The 20142-nt window shown below is 65.3% G+C and carries 9 protein-coding genes; 2 read left to right on the forward strand and 7 right to left on the reverse strand.

Features of this window, described 5'->3' with window-relative positions; genetic code table 11:
- Positions 1 to 7 precede the first annotated feature (7 nt).
- The 7 genes from pglZ to VR894_RS11435 form a co-directional block, all read right to left on the reverse strand.
- Positions 8 to 2506, reverse strand: coding sequence for a BREX-1 system phosphatase PglZ type A (pglZ, locus tag VR894_RS11405; RefSeq protein WP_324651660.1), 2499 nt, complete (start codon positions 2504 to 2506; stop codon positions 8 to 10).
- Entirely contained in the window at positions 2503 to 5985 is a 3483-nt protein-coding gene (gene pglX, locus VR894_RS11410; RefSeq protein ID WP_324651661.1) for a BREX-1 system adenine-specific DNA-methyltransferase PglX, read from the reverse strand. Before pglX ends, pglZ begins: the two co-directional genes overlap by 4 nt.
- Positions 5985 to 9449, reverse strand: coding sequence for a BREX system P-loop protein BrxC (gene brxC, locus VR894_RS11415; protein WP_324651662.1), 3465 nt, complete (start codon positions 9447 to 9449; stop codon positions 5985 to 5987). Before brxC ends, pglX begins: the two co-directional genes overlap by 1 nt.
- Before the next feature lie 4 nt (positions 9450 to 9453).
- Positions 9454 to 10056 (reverse strand): DUF1788 domain-containing protein, encoded by a 603-nt coding sequence (locus VR894_RS11420; RefSeq protein ID WP_324651664.1) that lies wholly within the window; start codon positions 10054 to 10056, stop codon positions 9454 to 9456.
- On the reverse strand, positions 10056 to 10667 hold the full coding sequence (locus VR894_RS11425) for a DUF1819 family protein (RefSeq protein WP_324651665.1): 612 nt from the start codon (positions 10665 to 10667) through the stop codon (positions 10056 to 10058). The genes VR894_RS11420 and VR894_RS11425 overlap by 1 nt, the downstream gene beginning before the upstream one ends.
- 75 nt (positions 10668 to 10742) lie before the next feature.
- A complete protein-coding gene (locus VR894_RS11430; protein WP_324651666.1) occupies positions 10743 to 10943 on the reverse strand; it encodes a helix-turn-helix domain-containing protein in 201 nt (66 codons plus the stop codon).
- An 853-nt stretch (positions 10944 to 11796) separates the two neighbouring features.
- The gene (locus VR894_RS11435; RefSeq protein ID WP_324651667.1) at positions 11797 to 15018 is read right to left on the reverse strand and encodes a S41 family peptidase; all 3222 of its coding nucleotides are present in this window, start codon (positions 15016 to 15018) and stop codon (positions 11797 to 11799) included.
- 415 nt (positions 15019 to 15433) lie between these two features.
- On the opposite strand from VR894_RS11435, the gene VR894_RS11440 reads away from it, so the two are divergent.
- Positions 15434 to 16090, forward strand: a complete 657-nt coding sequence (locus VR894_RS11440; protein WP_324651668.1) for a hypothetical protein — start codon at positions 15434 to 15436, stop codon at positions 16088 to 16090.
- Positions 16091 to 16851: 761 nt separating this feature from the next.
- Positions 16852 to 19965: a DUF3427 domain-containing protein gene (locus VR894_RS11445; protein ID WP_324651670.1), complete on the forward strand. Its 3114-nt coding sequence runs from the start codon at positions 16852 to 16854 to the stop codon at positions 19963 to 19965.
- The last annotated feature ends 177 nt before the right edge of the window (positions 19966 to 20142 follow it).

Here is a 20142-nt window from a genome sequence, read left to right on the forward strand (position 1 = left end):
AGCCGCCTTAGAAGTCGAAGTCCGAAGTGAACGAGCGCTTGAGCGTGTACATCGCCTTCTCGAAAACGCGCCAGTGGTTCGTGTTGGGGATGCACTCCTCGAGGCGGAACTCCACCGCACGGTTGTTGTACTCGTTGGCGTCCTTGTTCAGCAGCAGCTGGATGCTCTGGTACCGATCCCTCTGCTCGGACGACGTCGAGTCGAAGGTCAGCTCAGGCTGCGGGTCATTGGAGATGAGCGTCTCCCCGACATACAGGCCCGCCCGCAGGGTCCGCGCCTGCACCTTGTCGCTCACGGGCTCTGACTGGAACAGCTTCACGACGAGCTGACCGGTCGTGATCTTGTCGGTGTCGGGCAGAACCTTGACGTTCACCAGACGGGTGTCGCTCTTGCGCTTCTTGTTCACCGCGAGCACCGGGACGACGACCTCCTGCAAGGTCGCTCCCCCGTGCACGAAGCGTGTACCCCCGCCCGGCAGGCGCAGCCGGTGGATCGACTTGGGGATCTGCACCTCGATGTCGCTGTCGAGTTCGAGCTGGACTGCACTGAACGTGGTGAACGCGAAGTCGACCTTGAGTCCGTGACCAAGGACGTAGCGCTTGTTCTTGGCCAGAATCTTGTCCCCGTGGGGCGCCTCCGAGAGGAAGAACTGCTGGGGCAGCTCTTCGTCTTGAAACAGGAACCCGTGGTCGGCGGTGACGAAGATGTTGGTGGCGTTGGCGTTCGCTGCCTTCTTCACGAGGTCGACCAGCTCGCCGAGCGCCTGCTCGGCCGCCTCAAACACGCGACGCTCGGTGCCCTGCTTGTCACCGGTGGCGTCGATGACGTCGTGGTAGATGTACAAAACGCGGTTGTTCCTGAAGAGCTCACGCCGCTCCTCCGGGCTCAGCGCCTTGAAGTCCTCGGCCTGGATCGCTGTGCCGCCGACCGTCTCCAGGATCTTCTTGCGGAATGCGGTCCCGTTGGTCGGCTGGTCGTCAGCGAGGACAGTCTTGCCGTCCGGCGAGTGCTTGAGCGTCCGATGCGGCAAGAGGGCCGCCATCCCCAACTGGGTGTAGCTGGGCAGGACACCGAGAACAGCCTCGAGTTCTGCCTCGAACCGGTCCTCCTGCCGGATGCGCGAGCCCAACTCCTCGGCGGCCTCGTAGCGGAGCGCGTCGGAGACGATGACGACCGCCTTCTTGTCCTCGCGGACGAGCTGCTCGACGTAGTCGCCATAGAAGGATCTCTGAGACCTGACCGTGGCGGAGCGCCATGACTGGGCTTCGTCTACCTGCTTTTGCCAGGCGTTGCCCAGCTCGTAGACGAACTTGTTGGTGTAGCGCTTCTCGACCTGCTCTCGCAGTGGGTCGAGTGGGTGCGGTCCCTCGAAGGTTCGGCGGGCGTAGGTGAACTGACGATAGAGCTGGTCGATGCGGAACCACTCGCTGCGGTAGCGCTCCAATGCCTCGTCGAACGTCGAGAACGTGAAGTCAATCGCGCTCAGCTTCGACAGGAGGTCTGCTGCTGCCGCGATCGCTGTGTATAGCTGGCGATAGCCGTCGATCCACACGCTGCTCTGGCGGGCACGGACCACTTCGGCTACCTCACGGGCGGTGACCGTCTGCTCTGTTACAGCGCGCGCGAGGTCCGCGATGATTTTGCGATCGGTCTCCTCGAACAGGTCAACGGCCACCAGCTCGCGGAATCCGACTTCCTCGATACTCGCCTTGTAGTCGAGGTCGGCAGACGCGCGCCTAGCCAGGGTCGAGAGTGCCTGCTGGCTGCGTCGGTCGTTGCGGAAGCTCGCAAAGTCCAACTGGATGTTCTGGAGTCCGCCGGGGCGGTCGGACCTAAAGCCATCGATGGCCTTGCGGAAGATCCAGAGAATGAAGTCGTCAATGCTCGGCGAGGTCGCCTCGTAGCCGTAGATCGACGCGACGCCTCGCCAGTAGAAATCGTCCAGGCCATAGTCCACGAGCGCGTCGTACTTGGTGCGCCCGCCCTTGGCGTTTTCGATGAGCAGTGTCCGGGTGATCTCAAGAAGACTGTGCTCCTTTTGACCGAGCACAACGGCGGACATCTTGGCTCGAAGCCGGGCCGCGTCATCGTCAGGTGTCAGCAGTGCCTTGAGGCTCTGGACGCGCTTGCTCGCGTTGAAGAACTTCTCGTGAGCCTGCACGACTTCGTCGATGCCGTCTGCGCTTAGCCCGAGGTCTTGCGACACAAGCGAGCTTCTGTCGGCGGTGAATACGCCGTAGGCCAGCTCGAGGTCGAAGAGCCAGTTGCGTGTGCCGGAGGGCGGCTGACCGGTGTGGTAAACGAGGAACTTGTCGTCAGGCTGCTGATGGAGCAACCGGTGCTTGATGCTGTACTCGTCATTGGCGACGCGCAGGGTCGTGACCCCTGGCAAGTCGAGGCCCTCGAGGGCGTCGGCGTACTGACCATGAGGGTCGAGCCAGAACACGACTCGCTGGTCCGCGAATCGGCGCTCCAGGTGCGGACGGACAGCGGAGACTTCGCTCATACAGTCGCCTCCAAGCCCACGATCTTCTTCAGGGCATCGCCGAACTTCGGGTAGTTGACCTTCACACCGTCGTCGAGGTCGATGGCGATGTTCTGCGAGGCCAGGGGGTAGAGCACGTCGTGCTCGTACTCGTCGAGCTCCAGAAGGACCTTGCGGAGCCGATCGGCTTCCCTCGCATTGTTCGAACGTTCGGCATGGTCAAGGCTCGCCTTGAGCTTGGCCTGGAACTCGCGAAGGTACTCGTTCAGCACCGTCGAGATGGTCGACGGCGCGTAGCGATGCATATAGATGAGCGCGTTGAACGACCCCTTGGAGCTGGAGAAGAGCCAGTAGATCGGCCGCTTCTTGTATCGCTGCACATGGTCCCTGTAGAAGGACTTCACGAAGTAGTCGCGAAAGTTCTTCACGCCGAGCGACTCGGTGACGAAGCGTAGGTTCTCCTCGAAGTGCTGTTCACCGAACGCTGTGCGAAGGAACTGGCGGAACCTCTCAACGATGTCGTCCTCGAACCAGTCGCCGTCGACAATCGGGATGACGTTGTCGGCATCCGGCGTGAAGGTGGGTGACGGGACCCTCGCGAGGTAGTCATTCAACGTCGCGCCCTGGTCGGCGAGGATCAGCCCTGGCTCGTCGAGGCTGTAGCGACCGAACATGCAGCCAACGGCGTAGGAGACGAGGTCACGTAGGGCGTCGCCTTGCTGCGCCTTGAACGCGTCGTCAGCCGATGCCCCCCGGTAGGTGAAGGCAGGGTTGACAGTCAGTGAGACGCGGTCCAGCGACGATTCTTCAGCCTCACCATCGAAACCGAAGAGCTTCGCAAAGTGAAGGTCGTTCTGTTGCTCAATCTCGTGAAGTTCCTCAACCCACGCCGCCCACGTCTCCTGCGCTCCTTGGACAGCAGCCGCGAGAGAATTGCTCGTCTTGACCAGCGGGCTGCCCTGAAAGTCCCACGATCGTTCTTGGCTGTCCCAATCAGCCTGAGATAACTCGACTGCACGGGCCGCCGAGATCCGTGCAGAGTCGCGCCCACTGTCTTCGGGAGCAGGGACAGCACCCAGGTAGCCGGGATGCAGATTCATCGTTGGGTTGAGGCCAGCGAGGACCTGCTTCACTGACGTGGAGTTCAGCAGCGCGAGAGTGTACTCGTCGTCGGCGGATTGGCAGAGTCCGGCCGCTGCATCGAACAAGTAGCCCGCCTCAACCTTGCGGAAAGACGGCTCGTTGGTGGTAACCACCGTCCACGCGATTCCGGGCTTGAAGATTCTGTCGAGATTGAAGTTGGTTGCCCGCACCCGGGAGCCATCATCCGTCAATGTTGTCTGGATCAGGTGGCCGTCGTTCTCCCAGTTCACGACTGCCTCCAGGTTGCCGGCCCATCTGCGGAAGTCCCCGCCCTTGGCGTACGGAAACCAGCGAGCTCCGGACGCCTTTGCGCTCACCCTGTCGGGGCAACCGAAACCAATCTTCGACCGTGAGACCTCCCACCACTGTCGAACGAAGCTCGCGTTGTCAGCGGTCACCAACCCCTTGGCCGCCCGCGCTGATTTCTCCAGCGAGGGAGAGCTCTTGAACGCATCGAGGAGGGTGCTAGGGAACCAGTACGCCAACGGAGAAGCAGGTACTGCAACGAACGATGCGGGTTCAACACGGTAGACACGAGGATCACCTGGCGTCTGAACGGCAGTGCGGGCCAACGACGCCTTCTCAGCCTCGTTCCGTCCGTCGAGCAGCCGAATATATATGCCTGCCCGTGTCCCCGGTCGACCCTCCTCGAGGACAAACGCAGTCGTGGAGACGACTGACCCGCCGATGGTGTCGAAGGCGCGTTCACCAAGGTGCGCCATCGTGACTGGAGGCGCGGACTTCAGAAGCTTGGACCGTAGCCGCTCGAAGGATGCCAGGAACATCCACGAGTGCATGGTGATCATTGCCACCAAGCCACCGCGCGAATCAACCAGACCTCGACACCTCTCTATGAACATCGCGAAGAGGTCTGCCTTGGAATCTGGATACTGCACCTGGGCAAAGTCAGCCGGCAGAGCAGCCATGTTCTTCGTCCCCATGTATGGAGGGTTCGCGACGGCAACAGCGTGCTTGCGGCTGAGGAACTCTGCCTGGCGAACGACCTTGACGGCCCAGTCGAGGGTGTCGGACCGAAGCATGTCTCCGCCGTCATCAAGCGATTCAAGGTGACCAGCGAGTCGGCGGGTCAGATTGGGGTCAGGCTTGATGAGCGACCCGACAGTGTCTGCCTCGGAGAACTGGTTCCAGAAGGCTTCCTCGGCGTGCTTGTCGCCGTCCTTGGTCACCAGGAAGTCCAGCTCGTCCGGACTGAACGAGATCGGGTCAATCACGCAGATGTTCGGCTCGACCTGCTTGGCAAAGAAGGTCCGCTGCTTGTCACGCGCTTTCATCGTCAGCGCGAATGCGGCGAGTGCCCCAGCACGAGGGTCGATCTCGGTGCCGAACAGGTTGTGGGTGAGGATCAGGCCGGGAATCTCGGCCAGGCCATAGCCCTCTTCCTCGTAGATGGCGTACAGGAGGTCGAAGGCGTAAGTGAGCATGTGGCCCGACCCGCAGGCCGGGTCGATGATCTTCAGCTCTTCAGGTTTGGCGATCGTGAGGAAGTCGATCTCCTCGTCGCCCGGTGCGAAGTAGTAGTCCATCTGGCTGGCCAGCCCCGAGTTCGGGTGGTTAAGCATCCAGAGGCGCCCAAGAGAGTTCTCGACGAGATAGCGGACGATCCAGTGGGGGGTGAAGAGCTGGGTGGCAGCGGGGATCTCGTCGGCACCTGCACGCTTCTTCCTCTGAAACCCTGCGAAGACCTCGTCCTTCCGCTCCGAGATGTAGAACTGGTAGAGCCAGCCGATGACCTCGACGTCCCGGCAGACGTCCTCGCTGAGCACCTTGACCGCGCGGTTGAGCACCGAGTCATCGGCGAGCAAGTTCGCCGGGACAAGCAACTCGGTGAAGTCACCCTCGCGTTCGAACATGAACGGCATTGACTTGTGCCAGTGGTTGCAGTACGCCTCCAACAGCAGCGCATACGCCTCGCCTTGCGGATCACCACTGGCACGAGTCCCGTCGAGCAAGGCGACAACGGTCTTCAGAATCGCGTTGCTAACAATGTCGGTGTCAATCACTCCTCGCTTGGCGTCGGCGAGGATCTCGGGCTGGCCCACATCCACTCCTGCCTGAGGCGAGACAACGCCGATCCCGGTGTAGCCGTTGGCGTCAATGAAGCGGAGGGCGATGATCCGGTTGAACCAGGTGTAGGCGACTCTGTCCGCGACCGCGGCGCGGCCCTTGTCTCCGCCGCCTGCGGACGTGACTGCCTTCTCCAACGCGGCAACCGCCTTCGCCTGCTCCACTCGCTCCGACGATCCGGGCGCTAGCACCGCAGCGATGCGCGCGGTGACCTCGCGGATCAGCTCCTTGCGAGCCCAAGTCGCGAAGTTCTTCAGCGGTGCGGTTTCCATCAGAGGGTGATTCGCTTTCCGTCGTTGAGGGTCTGGATGAGCGCGCTTCGCAGCGCGGCGATGTACGTGTCGACGTCCGCCTCAGACTCGAGAACGCCTGAAGCGCCCGGAACCGCGATCGTCTTCACGGACACGGTCTGTTTTTTGGGCGCCGGTTCCGGGTCGGGCTGCGCGGGGGATGCAGCGAGCAGGTCGACCAACGACGGGTAGTCACTGGCCTCGAAGTTCGCGCCGATCTGAAGGATGAGCGCTACCTGGGTCTCGGTGGCGACCCGAGAGAGGGTCTGGTCGATGCGTTGCTTCACCCGCTGCTGCGCCTCTTGCGTTGCGTTGGCGTAGTAGGTGCCGCCGAGCAGTTCGGTCTTGCGGCCGTCGATGGCTGCCGTCACCGTCGCTCGGTTCGTGGCAACGATGCCGTCGATCTGGCCGCGAAGGTGATCGGTTGCCTGCTTGAGCTGGGCCATCTTGTTGCCCCGGAACGCGTTGGGGTCGGCGAGAGCAGTTTTGATGGGCTCGTCGCTGCCCTGCGGCAGGTAGCTGAGGTTGCTGCTGTGCGTCGAAAGGAGCGTCGCCGCCTCGTCGTAGATCGACCTCTGCGCTCCGTGCAGGAACGACTGGATGGGGTCGATCAGGTTCTCCTTGGCTTCAAGCAGGTCGTCACCGAGGGTGAAGCCGCTGAGGTACCAGTCGTCGGGCTTGCCCACGACCTGTTCGAGGAGGCTGATGGGGCCGCTGAGCTGCTCGACGAACGGGTACTTCGAACCACTGATCGTCGCCTTCAGCTCATCGAGCTTGCCCTTCAGCTTGTCTGCCCCGTGGCGAGCAAGCTCTAGCGGATCCTTGGGGGCGTTGCCCTCGTCGAAGAAGTCCGTGCAGAACTTGCGGAAGTTGGCGACCTTGCGCTCGTCGAAGCTCTTCTGTGGCGCGAGGATCTCGTGACCGTGCTTCTGCGTGTTGCGCAGCGCGTTTGCGACCTCGCTGCGCTTGAGGACGTTGCCATCGACGGTCACGGTGATCTTCGAGGCACCGATCAGCGAGGCCACGATGACCTCGATCGACCCGAGATTCCAGCCGTAGGGCTTCGCCTGGAAGGTGTCGACGATGGTCTTCATCGTCACCTGCTCGCCCTGAGCGTCCTTGCGGAGGATCGACGATAGGACCTCCTCGGCGGGCTGGTTGATCTTGAGCAGAGCGTCGGCGTCGAACAGGCCGCTGTCTGGATTGGCGGCACCCGCGACCTGCTGCTCGCTGTAGGTGACGCGACCTAGGAGCTTGAGCTGCGTGTAGGTGCGACTGATGAGTTCCTGGAACCCTTCGGTCACGCGTCCTACTGCATCCTGCGAGGACGCGGGAACATCGGCGGCGTTGATGACGAGGGAGGCCTTGCCCACCGCGCTCCGGATCCGCTGCACCAGTTCCTTCTCGCGCTCACGGTTCAGCGTGGCCTTCGACTGGAGGATCTGCTCCTCGATCGCCGGAAGCGATGTGGTCCGCTTCCGCTTGGTGTACTTGTCGGTCTTGAGCAGCAGACGAAGGTCCGAAAGCAGACGCTCGTCCGGGACGAGGATGACCCGGAGTTCGTCCTTGCCCGCGCTGTGCATTCGGATCTGCTCCGGCTCGTACGGGTACTCCGGTGTGATGAAGTGGACCGAGAGTTCCTTCTGCGGGCCGTGGACCTGGTCATCGAGCTTGAAGCCGAACGGGAAGTCCTGGCCGTTCTTGGCGTACCTGATCCTGTTCGTCTTGATCACGTCGCCGGACAGGATCTTGAAGAGCTGGGCGCTGACCTCGGAGGCGTCGATGTCGACGTTCTTGATCTCCTCCTCGATCACTTGCTCTTCGTTGGTCAGGTATTCGTAGACGTTGCCGTTGCGCTGGATGTAGGTCTGCCGCTCGAGCTCGGCAAGCGCCTCTTTGACGTCCTCGGCGAGTGCGGGCAAGTCGAGGCCGAAGCGGTCGTAGACGAGCACGGTCAGGTTGCGCGGGGTGGCCTGGAAGCTGTCGACGTACTTCACGAGGAACAGTGCCTTGAGGAGCCGGATGGCTAGCTGGTTGTCCAGGTTGCGCTCGGCGACGTCGATGGAACGCTGCGCGGCGGACTTCAGGGAGGCGCGGATGCCGGCGAACATGTGGTCGAAGCTGGCCAACGTGCCGACCTCGACGTCGCCGATGTCCTTTGCAACCTGCTGGACGACGCCGAGCATCGACCGCTCGCCGACCGAGCTGTTGCGTCCCTCGAAGACGTTGTGGTCAGAGATGCCCTCGATCGCCGCCTGAAACAGCGGGAACTGGTAGCTGACGAACGGGTAGGTGCCGACGAAGTGTGCCTCGTCGGTGTAGTTGCGGTAGGTCTTCGCGCCGTCGACGAAGTCGAAGAGCGTCTTGAAGTTGGCCGACTCGACGCCGTAGATCGCCTGGAGTGCAGTCTCGCCGGTGCCACTCTTCTCCAGCAGGCGCTTGCGGATGACTTCCTCGACATCCGCGCTGGTGAGCTTCACGCGGGTCTTGAAGCGCGCCTGAATCTTGGAGAAGTCGTTCCCTTGCTGCCTGGTGCGGTCGCCGACGACCTTGTCCATGTCCTCCTGCGAAGTGACCATCACCCAGGCGCGCCCGCCGCACTTGGTGTTGAGGCTCTCAGCAATGGTCTGGAGGTTGAGCATCAGATGCGTGTTGGAACCAATGAACTGGCCGACCTCATCGACATAGAAGTTGAGGCGGTAGCCGTCGGGCTGCTTGTCGAGCCATGCTTTGACCTCGTCCGCGAAGTCTTCGATCGAGACGGCATACGACGCCTGGTACTGCTTGATAATGCCAGTGGTCGCCTCACCGTTGACCTCAGCGAACGCGGCGTCGATGTTCGCCCCCTCGAGGGCACTCTGCTCCCGACCCTGCGACCACGGGATACCGGCGATGCGCTCAAACGCCACCTTGAACGCGTCGTACTGACCCCTCGTATCGAGGTCCCGCTCAAAGCGCGCGACATGGCCCTGGTTGCCGTAGTACCCCCGGCTCTCGTCGAAGACCTTCACGAAGACCTTGAGCAGGGCATCGGTCTGGTCCTTGGTGATGAGCGTTGCCTTCTGGTCGATGTTAAACAGGAGGCTCTTGGCTGGGATGCGCTCAGCCTTGGTCAGCAGGGCGGGGAGGAATGCACCCGTCGCCTTGGACCGGAAGCTCTCGGAGACCTGTGCACGGTCGAACTCCTGACCCTCGACGTCCCCGAGGAGATGCGCGAGCATCTTGAGCAGGTGCGACTTACCGGAGCCGAAGAAGCCCGAGATCCAGACACCGTTGGCGTTGGTGTAGTTCGTATAGGCCTCGAGAAGAAGCTCGAGGCCCTTGGCGGCCTCGTTGGTGAGAACGTACTCCTCAACCTCGGTGCCCAGGTGTGCGACGTCGTCCGCCTTGATGACGCCCTCGATTGGGCGCTGGACGTCCTTGGCGAAGATTTCGTTCAGCTGCATCGGGTCACGCTTCCTGTTCCAAGATGTTCTTGGCTCGGTAGTACTGGTCGTCCTTCAAGCGCCCGAAGAGCACGAGTGACGATCCGAGGGTGTCGGACTGCTCGTAGCGGCCGGGGAAGAACATGAGCATGGGCTTGCCGGTCACGACGCTCTGAAGGTTGTTGAGCACGTTGTGGGACCGGATGTACGGGAAGATCTCACCGATACCAGTGAGGAAGAAGATGTCGAACTCGCCGTCCTCGATCTTGGCGCGGATCGCCGGCGCGATGTGGAGCTGCGGGTCCAGCATCCCTTGGAGCATCTCGCGAAAGTCGTCCTTGTCCTGGTCTGGTTCGGCCTGGAGGACCCGCTCCCAGACGCCACGCTCCTTGAGGATCTCGACGGCCAGGTCGTAGAGGTTGACCTCGCGCACGGTGATGCCGTGCTTGGTCGCGAGCTTGCTCTTGATGCGCTTCTTCGCCTGCGCCACCGCGAGGGATGCCTCGGGTGGGTATGGGTAAATGAAGAACGGGACCTCGTTGCTGAGGCCCTCCATCCGGAGGAAACGCTTGCCGCTGAGGACGGCGAGCAGATGTGCCTCCTGCTTGTTCAAATCGGCTGTCTGCATCAGGCAGCACTCCTCGTTGGGAAGAAGCGCACGTCGCTGGGGGCACGCTCGCTGAGCAAGGCAATGAGTCGCTCTGACAGGACGGCGGGGATGATGTGGCCGCTCGCAGACAACAACTCCGCCTCCACCAGCATTTTGAATACGTTCGAGCGAAGCTTTTGCATCGTCGAGTCCTTGATCGTGGTCAACTCGTCATGCCAGAGGGCCTTGCTCCGGACGAAACTGTCGAAGTCCTCGTATTGCAGCGTCGCGGAGAGGACGAGAAACCGCTCGCGGACGACGTCCTCGGCGAACTCTCCGATGAGGCCGTAACGCCGACAAGCGGCAACCCACATGAGGTGGCCACGCTCAGGGGCCGTCAGCTCGTTCAGCAGCTCGACCTCGCGACGTGTGAGCACAGAGAGCCGCTTTACCGTTTCGCGGACAAGACGTACACCCGTGCGGTGGGTTCGCGCTTGTAGAAGGTTGTCTTCCACCGCTCGGTCACGGACCTTCTCCCAATTCAGGCACTCGACGAAGATGGGTGCGAGCAACGCAGCCTCCCGCGCGAGGAGGGCACCCGTGCTGAACGACAGCGCGTACCGTGAGTCGCTTGACGAGTCCACGATCATGTGCACCTCCATCTCGTCATGACCAAAGTCGATCAAGGTATCTGGGCCGTCCGACAGCACTACTCAACTGCAGGGTCACTCGGCCGGACTCGACTCGTCTGGGACCGTCGCCCCACCGGTGCGCACCCATGCGTCTACTTCGCTGGCCTGGAACTTCCAGAGGCGGCCGACTTTGTGAGCGGGCATCGCCTTGTCGGAGATCCACGTATATACCGTGTCCTTCGTGACGCCCAAGTGGGCGGCGACGTCGTCGGCTGACAACCATGGTTCGGACATGGGGACGTGGCCCTCCGGTCGGTGAAACCCGATCTAGCTGGGTCTGACCGAGCATAGTCGAGGGTGGCGCCGGTTTTGTGGGTTCTACCAGGTGTATCTACTCGTCTCACGGATGGCGCGGCGATTGGAGACTCTGCGCCTGTAGCAATAGCGTCAGCCCACCCCGGGTTCGGCCGCGAGTGCTTCCAGTGCCGGCAGCGGTGCTTAGAGCCGGGCAGCACCTGGACACGGACAGGTCGGGCTCCCGTGTCGAGGCGCCCCAGGACCGGCGCGGAGTTCTGCGTGTGGTAATGCTCACCGATCGCCTCCGGGTTCCGGATGAGCAGGCAACTGGTCCCAGCTTGGGCGTAGTCGGCGGTCCGAAGTGCCCGGCACTATCGTCCGCGGGGCGAAGTCGGGCATGGACAACCAGCGAGGCACGGGCCCGGTCTCCCCCGCGGTCACCGGTCCGGGGCACCGGCTCTGGGAGAGCCGTCTACCATCAGGCGCCCTCGGTCGATCCGCCCCGGGAGCACGCGGCTGAACGCGGAGATTGGCATCGGGCCCGCGTGTGCCGGAACGGCTCCGAGTCGGGGCGTTCGGATTGTCGGGCTCATCGCGCACTGGTGCCCCGCCGACTTCATGCGTGCCCGATCCAGCTCGAGTAGGACGGCCTCGCCGACGAGGTCGGTTCACTCCGCGGCGACCACCGCGCGCAGCTGGTGCGGGCAGGAGCAGCGCACGAAGCAGACCTCGGCCAGTGACGCGCCCGCGGGAAGGGCGCTCGAAGCAGCCGGAGGCTTGCGCGTGGCAACGGTCTTGGCTCGGCCGGGTGTCAGAGCGTCCTCATCGCCCATCCGGGCCATAGTCTGAACTACATCGCTCCCCATACCTTGGGTGCAGGCAGCCCCGGCGCCTCAGCCGCAGGCCGTCCGTCCAGCGCACCGAACGCCTCCGCGATCGCCCGGTCGAGCTGCTTGTCCTCCGCGGCGAAGAAGTCCGCCGGGGAGTGGACCACCTCGATGTCCGGGTCCACGCCGTGGTTCTCCACGCCCCACCCCTTGCCGTTGAACGCGAACGCGTACCGCGGCTGGGTGACCTCGGTCCCGTCCACCAGCGCGAACCGCCCGTCGATCCCCACGACACCGCCCCAGGTCCGCGTCCCCACGACCGGCCCCAGGCCCACCTCCTGCGCGGCGGCGGCGATGATGTCGCCGTCCGAGCCGCTGTTCTCGTTGGCGACGAGCACCACCGGGCCGCGCGGCGCCTGCGTCGGGTACGGGATCGGCGAGGCGTAGTGCCGGCCCTTGTCCCACCCGAGCACCTTCGCCACCAGCCGGGCCAGTACCAGCTGAGAGGTGTGCCCGCCGCGGTTGTACCGCACGTCCACGATCAGCCCCTCGGCCCGGGAGGCGTGCCGAAGGTCGCGGTGCAGCTGCGCCCATCCACTGGCCACCATGTCCGGCACGTGCACGTAGCCCAGCCGTCCACCGCTGTGCTCGCGCACGTACTCCCGGCGCGAACGCACCCAGTCCTGGTAGCGCAGCGTCTCCTCCGAGGCGAGCGGCACGACGACCACCCGCCGGTCCTCGCCGCCCCGCCGGAGTGTGAGCTCCACGGGCTTGTCCGCCGCCCCGACCAGGTGCGGACCGGGCCCGGACCCGCCGTCGAGCGCAACGCCGTCGACGGCGACGACGACGTCACCCACCTGCGCGTCCACCCCCGCCGCCCGCAGCGGTGAGCGGGCGTCGGGGTCCGAGGACTCCCCCGGCAGGATCCGCTCGATACGCCAACCGTCCGCGGCGCGCACGAGATCGGCACCGAGCAGACCCAGGCGCCGCTCCTGGTCACCGGGCGGCGTCGCTGGGATGGCGTAGGCGTGGGAGGTGTTGAGCTCCCCGTTCACCTCCCAGAGCAGGTCGATGAGGTCGTCGTGGGTCCGCAGGCTGCGGAGCACGGGGCGCCACCGCTCGGTCACGGCGGCCCAGTCCACGCCGTCCATGTCCTCGCGCCAGAAGTGGTCGCGCATGAGGCGGGCGTTCTCCTCGAACATCTGCCGCCACTCGGCGCCCGGGTCCACGTCGAACCGGAGCCGGGCGAGGTCGACGGTGACCACGGCGGCGTCGTCGTCCTCCGGCGGCTTCTTGTCTGCCGCCTGGACGGTGACGGTGTCCTTGTGCCGCAGCACCACACGCTCGCCGTCACCCGAGACCGCGTAGCTGTCCACCTTGTCCGCCACGGTGCTCGCCTTGCGCTCGGCGAAGGACCAGTACTCCAGGGAGTCAGTGGCGGGCTCGCCGAGCACCCCCGCCCGGCGGCTGCCGAGCTCGCCGGTCTCCCCCGCCTTCTTCACCCACAGCACCCCGCTCTTGGCGGCGCGCAGGTCGCGGTAGTCCCCCGACGGCACGCCGAACGGCACGATCCGCTCCTCGGCGCCCTCGGCATCGAGGTCGGGGCACGTCACGAGGGCCGGCTCGCTGCCCGGCTTCGGCTCCTCGGGGGCCTTGCTGATCCGCCAGCCGTCGGCGCTCGGGCCGAACGGGGCCGGCTCGCGGGCGGAGAGCGGGATGAGCCACGGCCGGGTGGAGCCGCTGAAGGACAGCCCGAACTCGTGGGTGTCGTAGCTCGGGTCGAAGGTCCGGTCGGAGAGGAAGACGACGAACTTGCCGTCGGCACTGAACGCCGGCGAGTGGTCGTGGTACTTGCCGGAGGTGAGCGCGACCGGTGCGGCGTCGCCGGCGAGGTCCGCGATGCGCAGCTGGTGCAGGTCGCCCTCGAGCCCGGTGGGCTGGGACCACAGGAGGTAGCGGCCGTCCGGGGAGAAGCTCGGGTGCTTGGCCTCCCCGTCGGTCGACGTGCCGAGGACGGTGACCTGCCCGCTCTCGACGTCGACGAGCCGGATGGCGCCGTCGTGCGAGATCGTCGCGACGCGCGTCCCGGCGGGGTCGCTCGCGAGGTGGAGCACGCGGCCGAGTGCGCCGGATGCCAGTCGGCGCAGTTCGGATGCCGAGGTGAGGGAGTGGATCTCAAGGGCGTCCTCCCCATCCGCGTCGGTCACCAGGACCGCCTGGCCGGTCCGTCCGAGGAGGGCGGGCTCGCGGACGCGGACGCCGGAGTCGGCGACCAGCGCCCGCGCCGGCCCTTCACGGTGGCTGAGCCAGAACGCGTTGCCCCGCCAGCTCACGAGGCTGGCGTCGCCGCCGTGGTCGGGGAGGATGCGCTCGAGGTTCTCGGTGGGCTTCGCAGCGAACGACGACGGCGCACCCACCGGCACCGTGACCTCCAGCGGGCGGGCCTCGGACTCGACGTCCTCGAGCAGCCACAGCCGTCCCTTGCTGTGCCAGACGACGCGGATGCCATCAGTCGTCGCGTCACGGACGTAGCCCTCGGCCGGGCCTTGGTGGGTGAGCTGGCGCGGCTCGCCACTGCCGGGGGTGTCCCACAGCCACAGGTTGGCCTGCTCGTCGGCGCGGTCGGGAAAGCGGGCCGCGCGGTCGGAGACGAACGCGAGCCGGTCCCCCAGCCACATCGGGTCGACCAGACCGGCGGGCTCGTCCTCGAGGAGCTGCTGCCAGGCGCCGTCGAGGCGCAGCCACAGTCGGGACGCGGTGCCGCCTCGGTAGCGCTTCCACTGCGCGGGCGGGCGGCTACCCGGGGTGCTCAGTGCAACCCTGCCGCCGTCCGTGATGGCGACGCCCGAGGCCGGGCCGAGGTCGAGCCGCTCGACCGCGCCGTCGAGGGCGACCGCCTTGACGACCAGGTGACGCAGGTTCGCCTCCCCGGCATGGGTGGCCGCGAGCACGCGGCCGTCGGCCGTCCAGCCGAGCACGAGCGTGCGGAAGGCGCCCCACCAGGTGAGGCGCCGCGCGTCGCCGGTGTCGAGGTCCACGACGGACACCTCGGGGTGTCCGTCCCGGTTCGAGACGTACGCAAGGTGGGCGCCGTCCGGCGAGAACCGGGGCTGCGTCGCGGGAGCGCGGTCGGTGGTGAGCCGCCACGCACGGCCACCGGCTGTCGGGGCGAGCCAGACGTCGTCGTCGGCAATGAAGGTCACGAGGTCGCCGTGGATGTGCGGGTAGCGCTGGTAGGCACTCATCGCGTCACGGTATCTACGGAGCCTCACGCACTGCAGGCCAATTCTCTCAAGCGCCCGACGTACAGGCGTTGCTGTACAGCGGCGGATGACGTGTGAGTAATGCCTGGGTGAGGTGCCGATGTCTAGGCAGGCCACCCGCCACTCAGTTGGATCGCAGGACACGCCCGTAGGGAGCTTATTCATCGTTAAAGGTCGGTCCACGGAGGCGAGCTTCCTCTAGTCACGACAGAGCGGTTGCTGTACTTTGACCGCGAGGGCATGACGTGCAAACTCTGGCGACAGATGGAATCTGGGACTGCCCTTGCAAACATCGGCACATGAAGAACTGCAGAAGGTAAACGCGAGCGAATATACGAGAGCGGACGACAACTTTGCGCGAGCCACCGATGCACCCAACATTTGGCAGGGAATCCCCGTGAACATCGGCGAGATTCTCGAGCCAATTGACTGGGAGAGCGTCGGAGGCGCCGCCACCGCACTGGCACTGCTCGTAGCACTGGTTACCTACGTCACGACTGCACGACGAGAGAAGTCCATACGGCGGGCGGAACTCGTCCGCGCCTACACGGCTGACTTCTATTCAGACGAACGAGTCGTGAAACTATTCATGGATCTCGACTACGAACGATTCGAGTTTCCTAAAGTGAACGACCAGTGGCTTGGCACAATCGGCGAAGCGACATTAGTGCGCATGCTGGATCTTTTCAACAGCATCGGCCACAATTACGCTCGAAAAGTCCTGACAATCGAAGATATCCACGGCACTACCCTCGGATATGCCATCTTGCGCGCACACGGCTCTCTCGAGGTAAGGAAATACCTCGAGCACGTCAGGGCGTGGGACGGCGAGAATCTTGGCACCGGCGTACCGTTCCAGTACTTCCAACAGTTGGGCAACGATCTTCTAACGAGGTCGCGGCGCGCGCGGGAACGCAACCGCGCAGTTCCAGCCATAATTGCGACCACACATCCCATGGAACCCTTACCACCCCCACGCGGGGAGCCCGAGGAGGCGCCTACGTCGAGCTCGAGGTCGGAGGGCTCCGCCGACGACGACTCGAGACGGGCATGACCGTGAACGCCGAGATGCTCGTCGGAACGTCACTCGGGTGCCTCGACGTTACGACGGACCGATACTCCGATGAGTGGCGAGTAAGCCGTTGCTCAAGTCGGCAATCACCGATCACCAGGTCGAGCAGTCCGAGAGTGTCCACTCCCCAGCCAGTTCATCTCACGCCATATCCGGCCGCGCTGGCCTATCCGGCTGCGCCCGCCCCATACCCGACGACTCCTGCACGTATCCCCGGTCCTCGCGCCGTATCGGCCGCCTCTCGCGCCATCCCCGCCGGCACTCGCCCCCCTCAGTACATGGTTGGCGGCATTAGACGCTCAAGAACCTCGCCCGGTACGGAAGCCGTTGTGACGGGACATCAGTATCACCCCACAAGGTATTGCTTTCCGATGGCGCGCACTCGCAGAGCGCAAGAAGCAGGGTAGCTTGCGGCACTTTCTAGCTCGGTTTCGCCGGAGTAGAGACAGAGAAGTGAGCATGGCGCATTGGCGCGGACGGCGAAGTGGCCGTGCCCAAGTACTCGCCACGCTCGATCTGCGGGGTGCGTTTTCCACGCTGTACCCGTTGGGGGTCGCGGCTCGGACATCGACCACGTCTCTCGTTGGGCCTGCCGGCGCTCTCACGGTGAATACCAAGCATCATCCGAGCGCCTCGATTTAGGAGGGGGGCAACATCTCAAAAGCCCTCTCGTCGAGCCTCACCCTCCGTAAGCTGACCCGAGGGCGCGACTTCCCGCCCGCCTCCACGGACGCAGGATCACGGTGCACGAAGGTCTCTACGAAACGCTCGTTACTCAGGCGCTCGCCGAGCACCTGACCGGGCTCACGCCGCAGCAGCAGGTCCTGGAGCAGCACGTCGACACCGCCGACGCACCGGAGGTGCTGTCCCGCCACCTTGCGAGCGAGCTGCAGCGGGTGCTGTCCGCGACGAAGGACCCCGAGCGGCGGCTGGCGCTCGTCAACGGCCTCCTCACCCAGATCGAGTCCGCCGCAGCCACGGTCCTTCCTCCGGCGCGACAGCTGTACGCAATCCACGGCGGGCCGACTCCTGCTCGCAACGTCGACCGTCCCCGCACACCGCTGGCGGATGCCGCGCTGCTCACCAACGCCAAGGGTGACCCGAGCCTGGGCGCCGAGCTCCGCTCCGAGTTTGGCTCGGCCGAGCACGTCGATCTGCTGTGCGCCTTCGTCCGGTGGACCGGCCTACGGATCCTCGAGGAGCCGCTGCGGGCATTCACCGAGCGCGGCGGCCGGCTGCGGGTCATCACCACCACCTACGTCGGCGCCACCGAACGGAAGGCACTGGACTGGCTGGTCGACGAGATCGGCGCGCACGTCAAGGTGCAGTACGAGCTCAACCGCACCCGCCTCCACGCGAAGTCGTGGCTGTTTCGTCGCGCCACCGGGTTCGACACCGCCTACGTGGGCTCGTCGAACCTCTCGACGGCGGCGCTGCTCGACGGCGTGGAGTGGAACGTGCGCCTGTCGGCCGTCGCCACCCCCTCGCTGCTGCACAAGTTCGACGCGACCTTCGAGACCTACTGGAACGACCCCTCCTACGTCGACTACCGGCCCGCGCAGGACGCCGAGCGGCTCGATGCCGCGCTCGCCGAAGCCAGCGGTCGCACAACCCACGGGACATCGCTCAACCTCTCCGGTCTGCAGGTGCGGCCCTACCCGCACCAGCAGGAGATCCTTGAGCAGCTGGAGGTGGAGCGCACCGTCCATGACCGCCACCGCAACCTCGTCGTCGCGGCCACGGGTACTGGCAAGACGGTGGTGGCGGCCCTCGACTACCGCAACCTGGCGGCCGACGGTCACCGGCCGAGGCTGCTGTTCATCGCCCACCGGATCGAGATCCTGCAGCAGGCGCTGCGCACCTACCGCGAGGTCCTCGGAGACGGCTCGTTCGGGGAGCTGTGGGGACAGGGCTACCGACCAGAGCACTGGCAGCACGTCTTCGCGACCATCCAGTCATTCACCCGCTCCACTGGCGACCTGCCGCCCGAGGCCTTCGACGTCGTCGTCGTCGACGAGTTCCACCACGCCCACTCCGCCACCTACCGCCGGCTCCTGTCCCACTTCACGCCCCGCGAGCTGGTCGGCCTCACCGCCACCCCCGAGCGCGCCGACGGCATCGACGTGGCCGAGGAGTTCTTCGACGGGCACACCGCGGCCGAGATCCGCCTGTGGGACGCCCTGGAGGCCGAGCTACTGAGCCCGTTCCACTACTTCGGGATCGCGGACAACGTGGACCTCAGCTCGGTCAGCTGGCGGCGCGGCGGCTACGACCACGCCGAGCTGGAGAACGTCTACACCGGCAACGATGCCCGGACCCTCATCATCCTCAAGGAGCTGAAGGGCAAGGTCACCGACCTGTCGGCAATGCGTGCCCTCGGTTTCTGCGTGGGCGTTCGTCACGCCCGGTACATGGCGGAGAAGTTCACCGCCGCCGGGATCCCGGCGCGCGCCATCTGGGGTGACAGCTCGGCCGAGGACCGCGCCCGGGCACTGCGCGACCTCCGGGCACGCGGAGTCAACGTCCTGTTCACCGCCGACCTCTACAACGAGGGGATCGACCTGCCCGAGGTGGACACCGTGCTCTTCCTGCGGCCCACCGAGAGCGCCACCATTTTCCTGCAGCAGCTGGGCCGGGGGCTGCGTGCCGCACCGGACAAGGCCGTGCTCACCGCGCTCGACTTCGTGGGCCATCAGCGCAAGGAGTTCCGCTTCGATCGCCGCTTCCGGGCGCTGACCGGCACCACCCGCCGCGGGCTGCGCGACCAGATCGAGCACGGCTTCCCGTTCCTCCCCTCCGGCTGCCAGATCGTGCTGGACCGCCAGAGCCGCGAGACCATCCTCGAGAACATCAAGTCCCAGACACAGCACCGCTGGCGGACGCTGGTCAATGAGCTCAAGGCCCTAGCGGGAACGACGGGCGACGACGTCTCGTTGGCCACGTTCCTCCACGAGAGCGGCGTCGAGCTCGCCGACGTCCTCAAGCCCGGCAAGGGCTGGATCCAGCTGCGTCGGGACGCCGGCCTCGCCGTGCCAGCGCGCGGTCCGCGGCACGAGGCGGTGGTGCGCCGCGCCGCCGCCCTTGCCCACGTCGACGACCCTGACCGAGCCGACACCTATCTGCGCCTCCTCAGCGATGATCCGCCGTCGTACACGGACCTGAGTGAGCGCGACCGACGGTACGCACGGATGCTCTTCTTCAGCATCTGGCCCGACCGCGGCGACTTCCCGGCCGACCCCGCAGCACCGGACACCCTCTACACCGCCGGCCTCAGTGCACTGCACGGCGAACCGGCGGCGCGACGTGAGCTCAGCGAGATCGTCGAGCTCGGCCGCGCCGGCATCCGGCACCTGCCCGGGGAGGTAGCCGGCCCGCTCGCAGAGCTGGGGCTCAAGAGCCACGCGCGCTACAGCCGCGATGAGATCGTGGCCGCGCTCGACCACGCCGGGCCGGATCGGCGAGCAGACAGCGTCCGGGAGGGCGTCCTCTTCTCCGAGCCGTGGCAGGCCGACGTCTTCCTCGTGACCCTGCGCAAGTCCGAGCGCGACTACTCCCCCACCACCATGTACAATGACTACGCGATCAGCCCCGAGCTGTTCCACTGGGAGTCCCAGTCGCGCACCACGGTCGCCTCACCGACCGGCCAGCGCTACCTCCACCACCGCGAGCGCGGCAGCCACGTGCTGCTCTTCACCCGCGAGCACAAGAAGGACGCCCTGGGCACCGCGCCCTACCTCTTCTTGGGCGCCGCTGACTACGTCAGCCACACCGGCGAGCGCCCCATTGCCATCACCTGGCACCTGCACCGGCCGTTGCCGATGGATGTCTTCCGAACCGCGGCGGTCGCGACGGCGTAAGGAGACCAGAACACGATTATCGAGTTCTTCTCGGTCAGCCGTGACTTCGGCAGTTCGACGACCCTCTGCGGGGGTTTGCTTCACTGGGCGGGAAGAGCGGCCACACTGCCCCGCCGTTGAGACCGCACTCGCCTGGCCCCGCTCAACGGCCAGCATCGCACGCCAGTCACGGCGACT

It is taken from the genome of Georgenia sp. H159, from assembly GCF_035607575.1.
Classification (GTDB): Bacteria; Actinomycetota; Actinomycetes; order Actinomycetales; family Actinomycetaceae; genus Oceanitalea.

Bases quoted from the DNA above. Each gene is read 5' to 3' on its own strand.
- VR894_RS11430 (WP_324651666.1), bottom strand. From the start codon at position 10,943: ATGTCCGAACCATGGTTGTCAGCCGACGACGTCGCCGCCCACTTGGGC.
- VR894_RS11435 (WP_324651667.1), bottom strand. From the start codon at position 15,018: ATGAGTGCCTACCAGCGCTACCCGCACATCCACGGCGACCTCGTGACC.
- VR894_RS11425 (WP_324651665.1), bottom strand. From the start codon at position 10,667: ATGATCGTGGACTCGTCAAGCGACTCACGGTACGCGCTGTCGTTCAGC.
- pglZ (WP_324651660.1), bottom strand. From the start codon at position 2,506: ATGAGCGAAGTCTCCGCTGTCCGTCCGCACCTGGAGCGCCGATTCGCG.
- pglX (WP_324651661.1), bottom strand. From the start codon at position 5,985: ATGGAAACCGCACCGCTGAAGAACTTCGCGACTTGGGCTCGCAAGGAG.
- VR894_RS11420 (WP_324651664.1), bottom strand. From the start codon at position 10,056: ATGCAGACAGCCGATTTGAACAAGCAGGAGGCACATCTGCTCGCCGTC.
- brxC (WP_324651662.1), bottom strand. From the start codon at position 9,449: ATGCAGCTGAACGAAATCTTCGCCAAGGACGTCCAGCGCCCAATCGAG.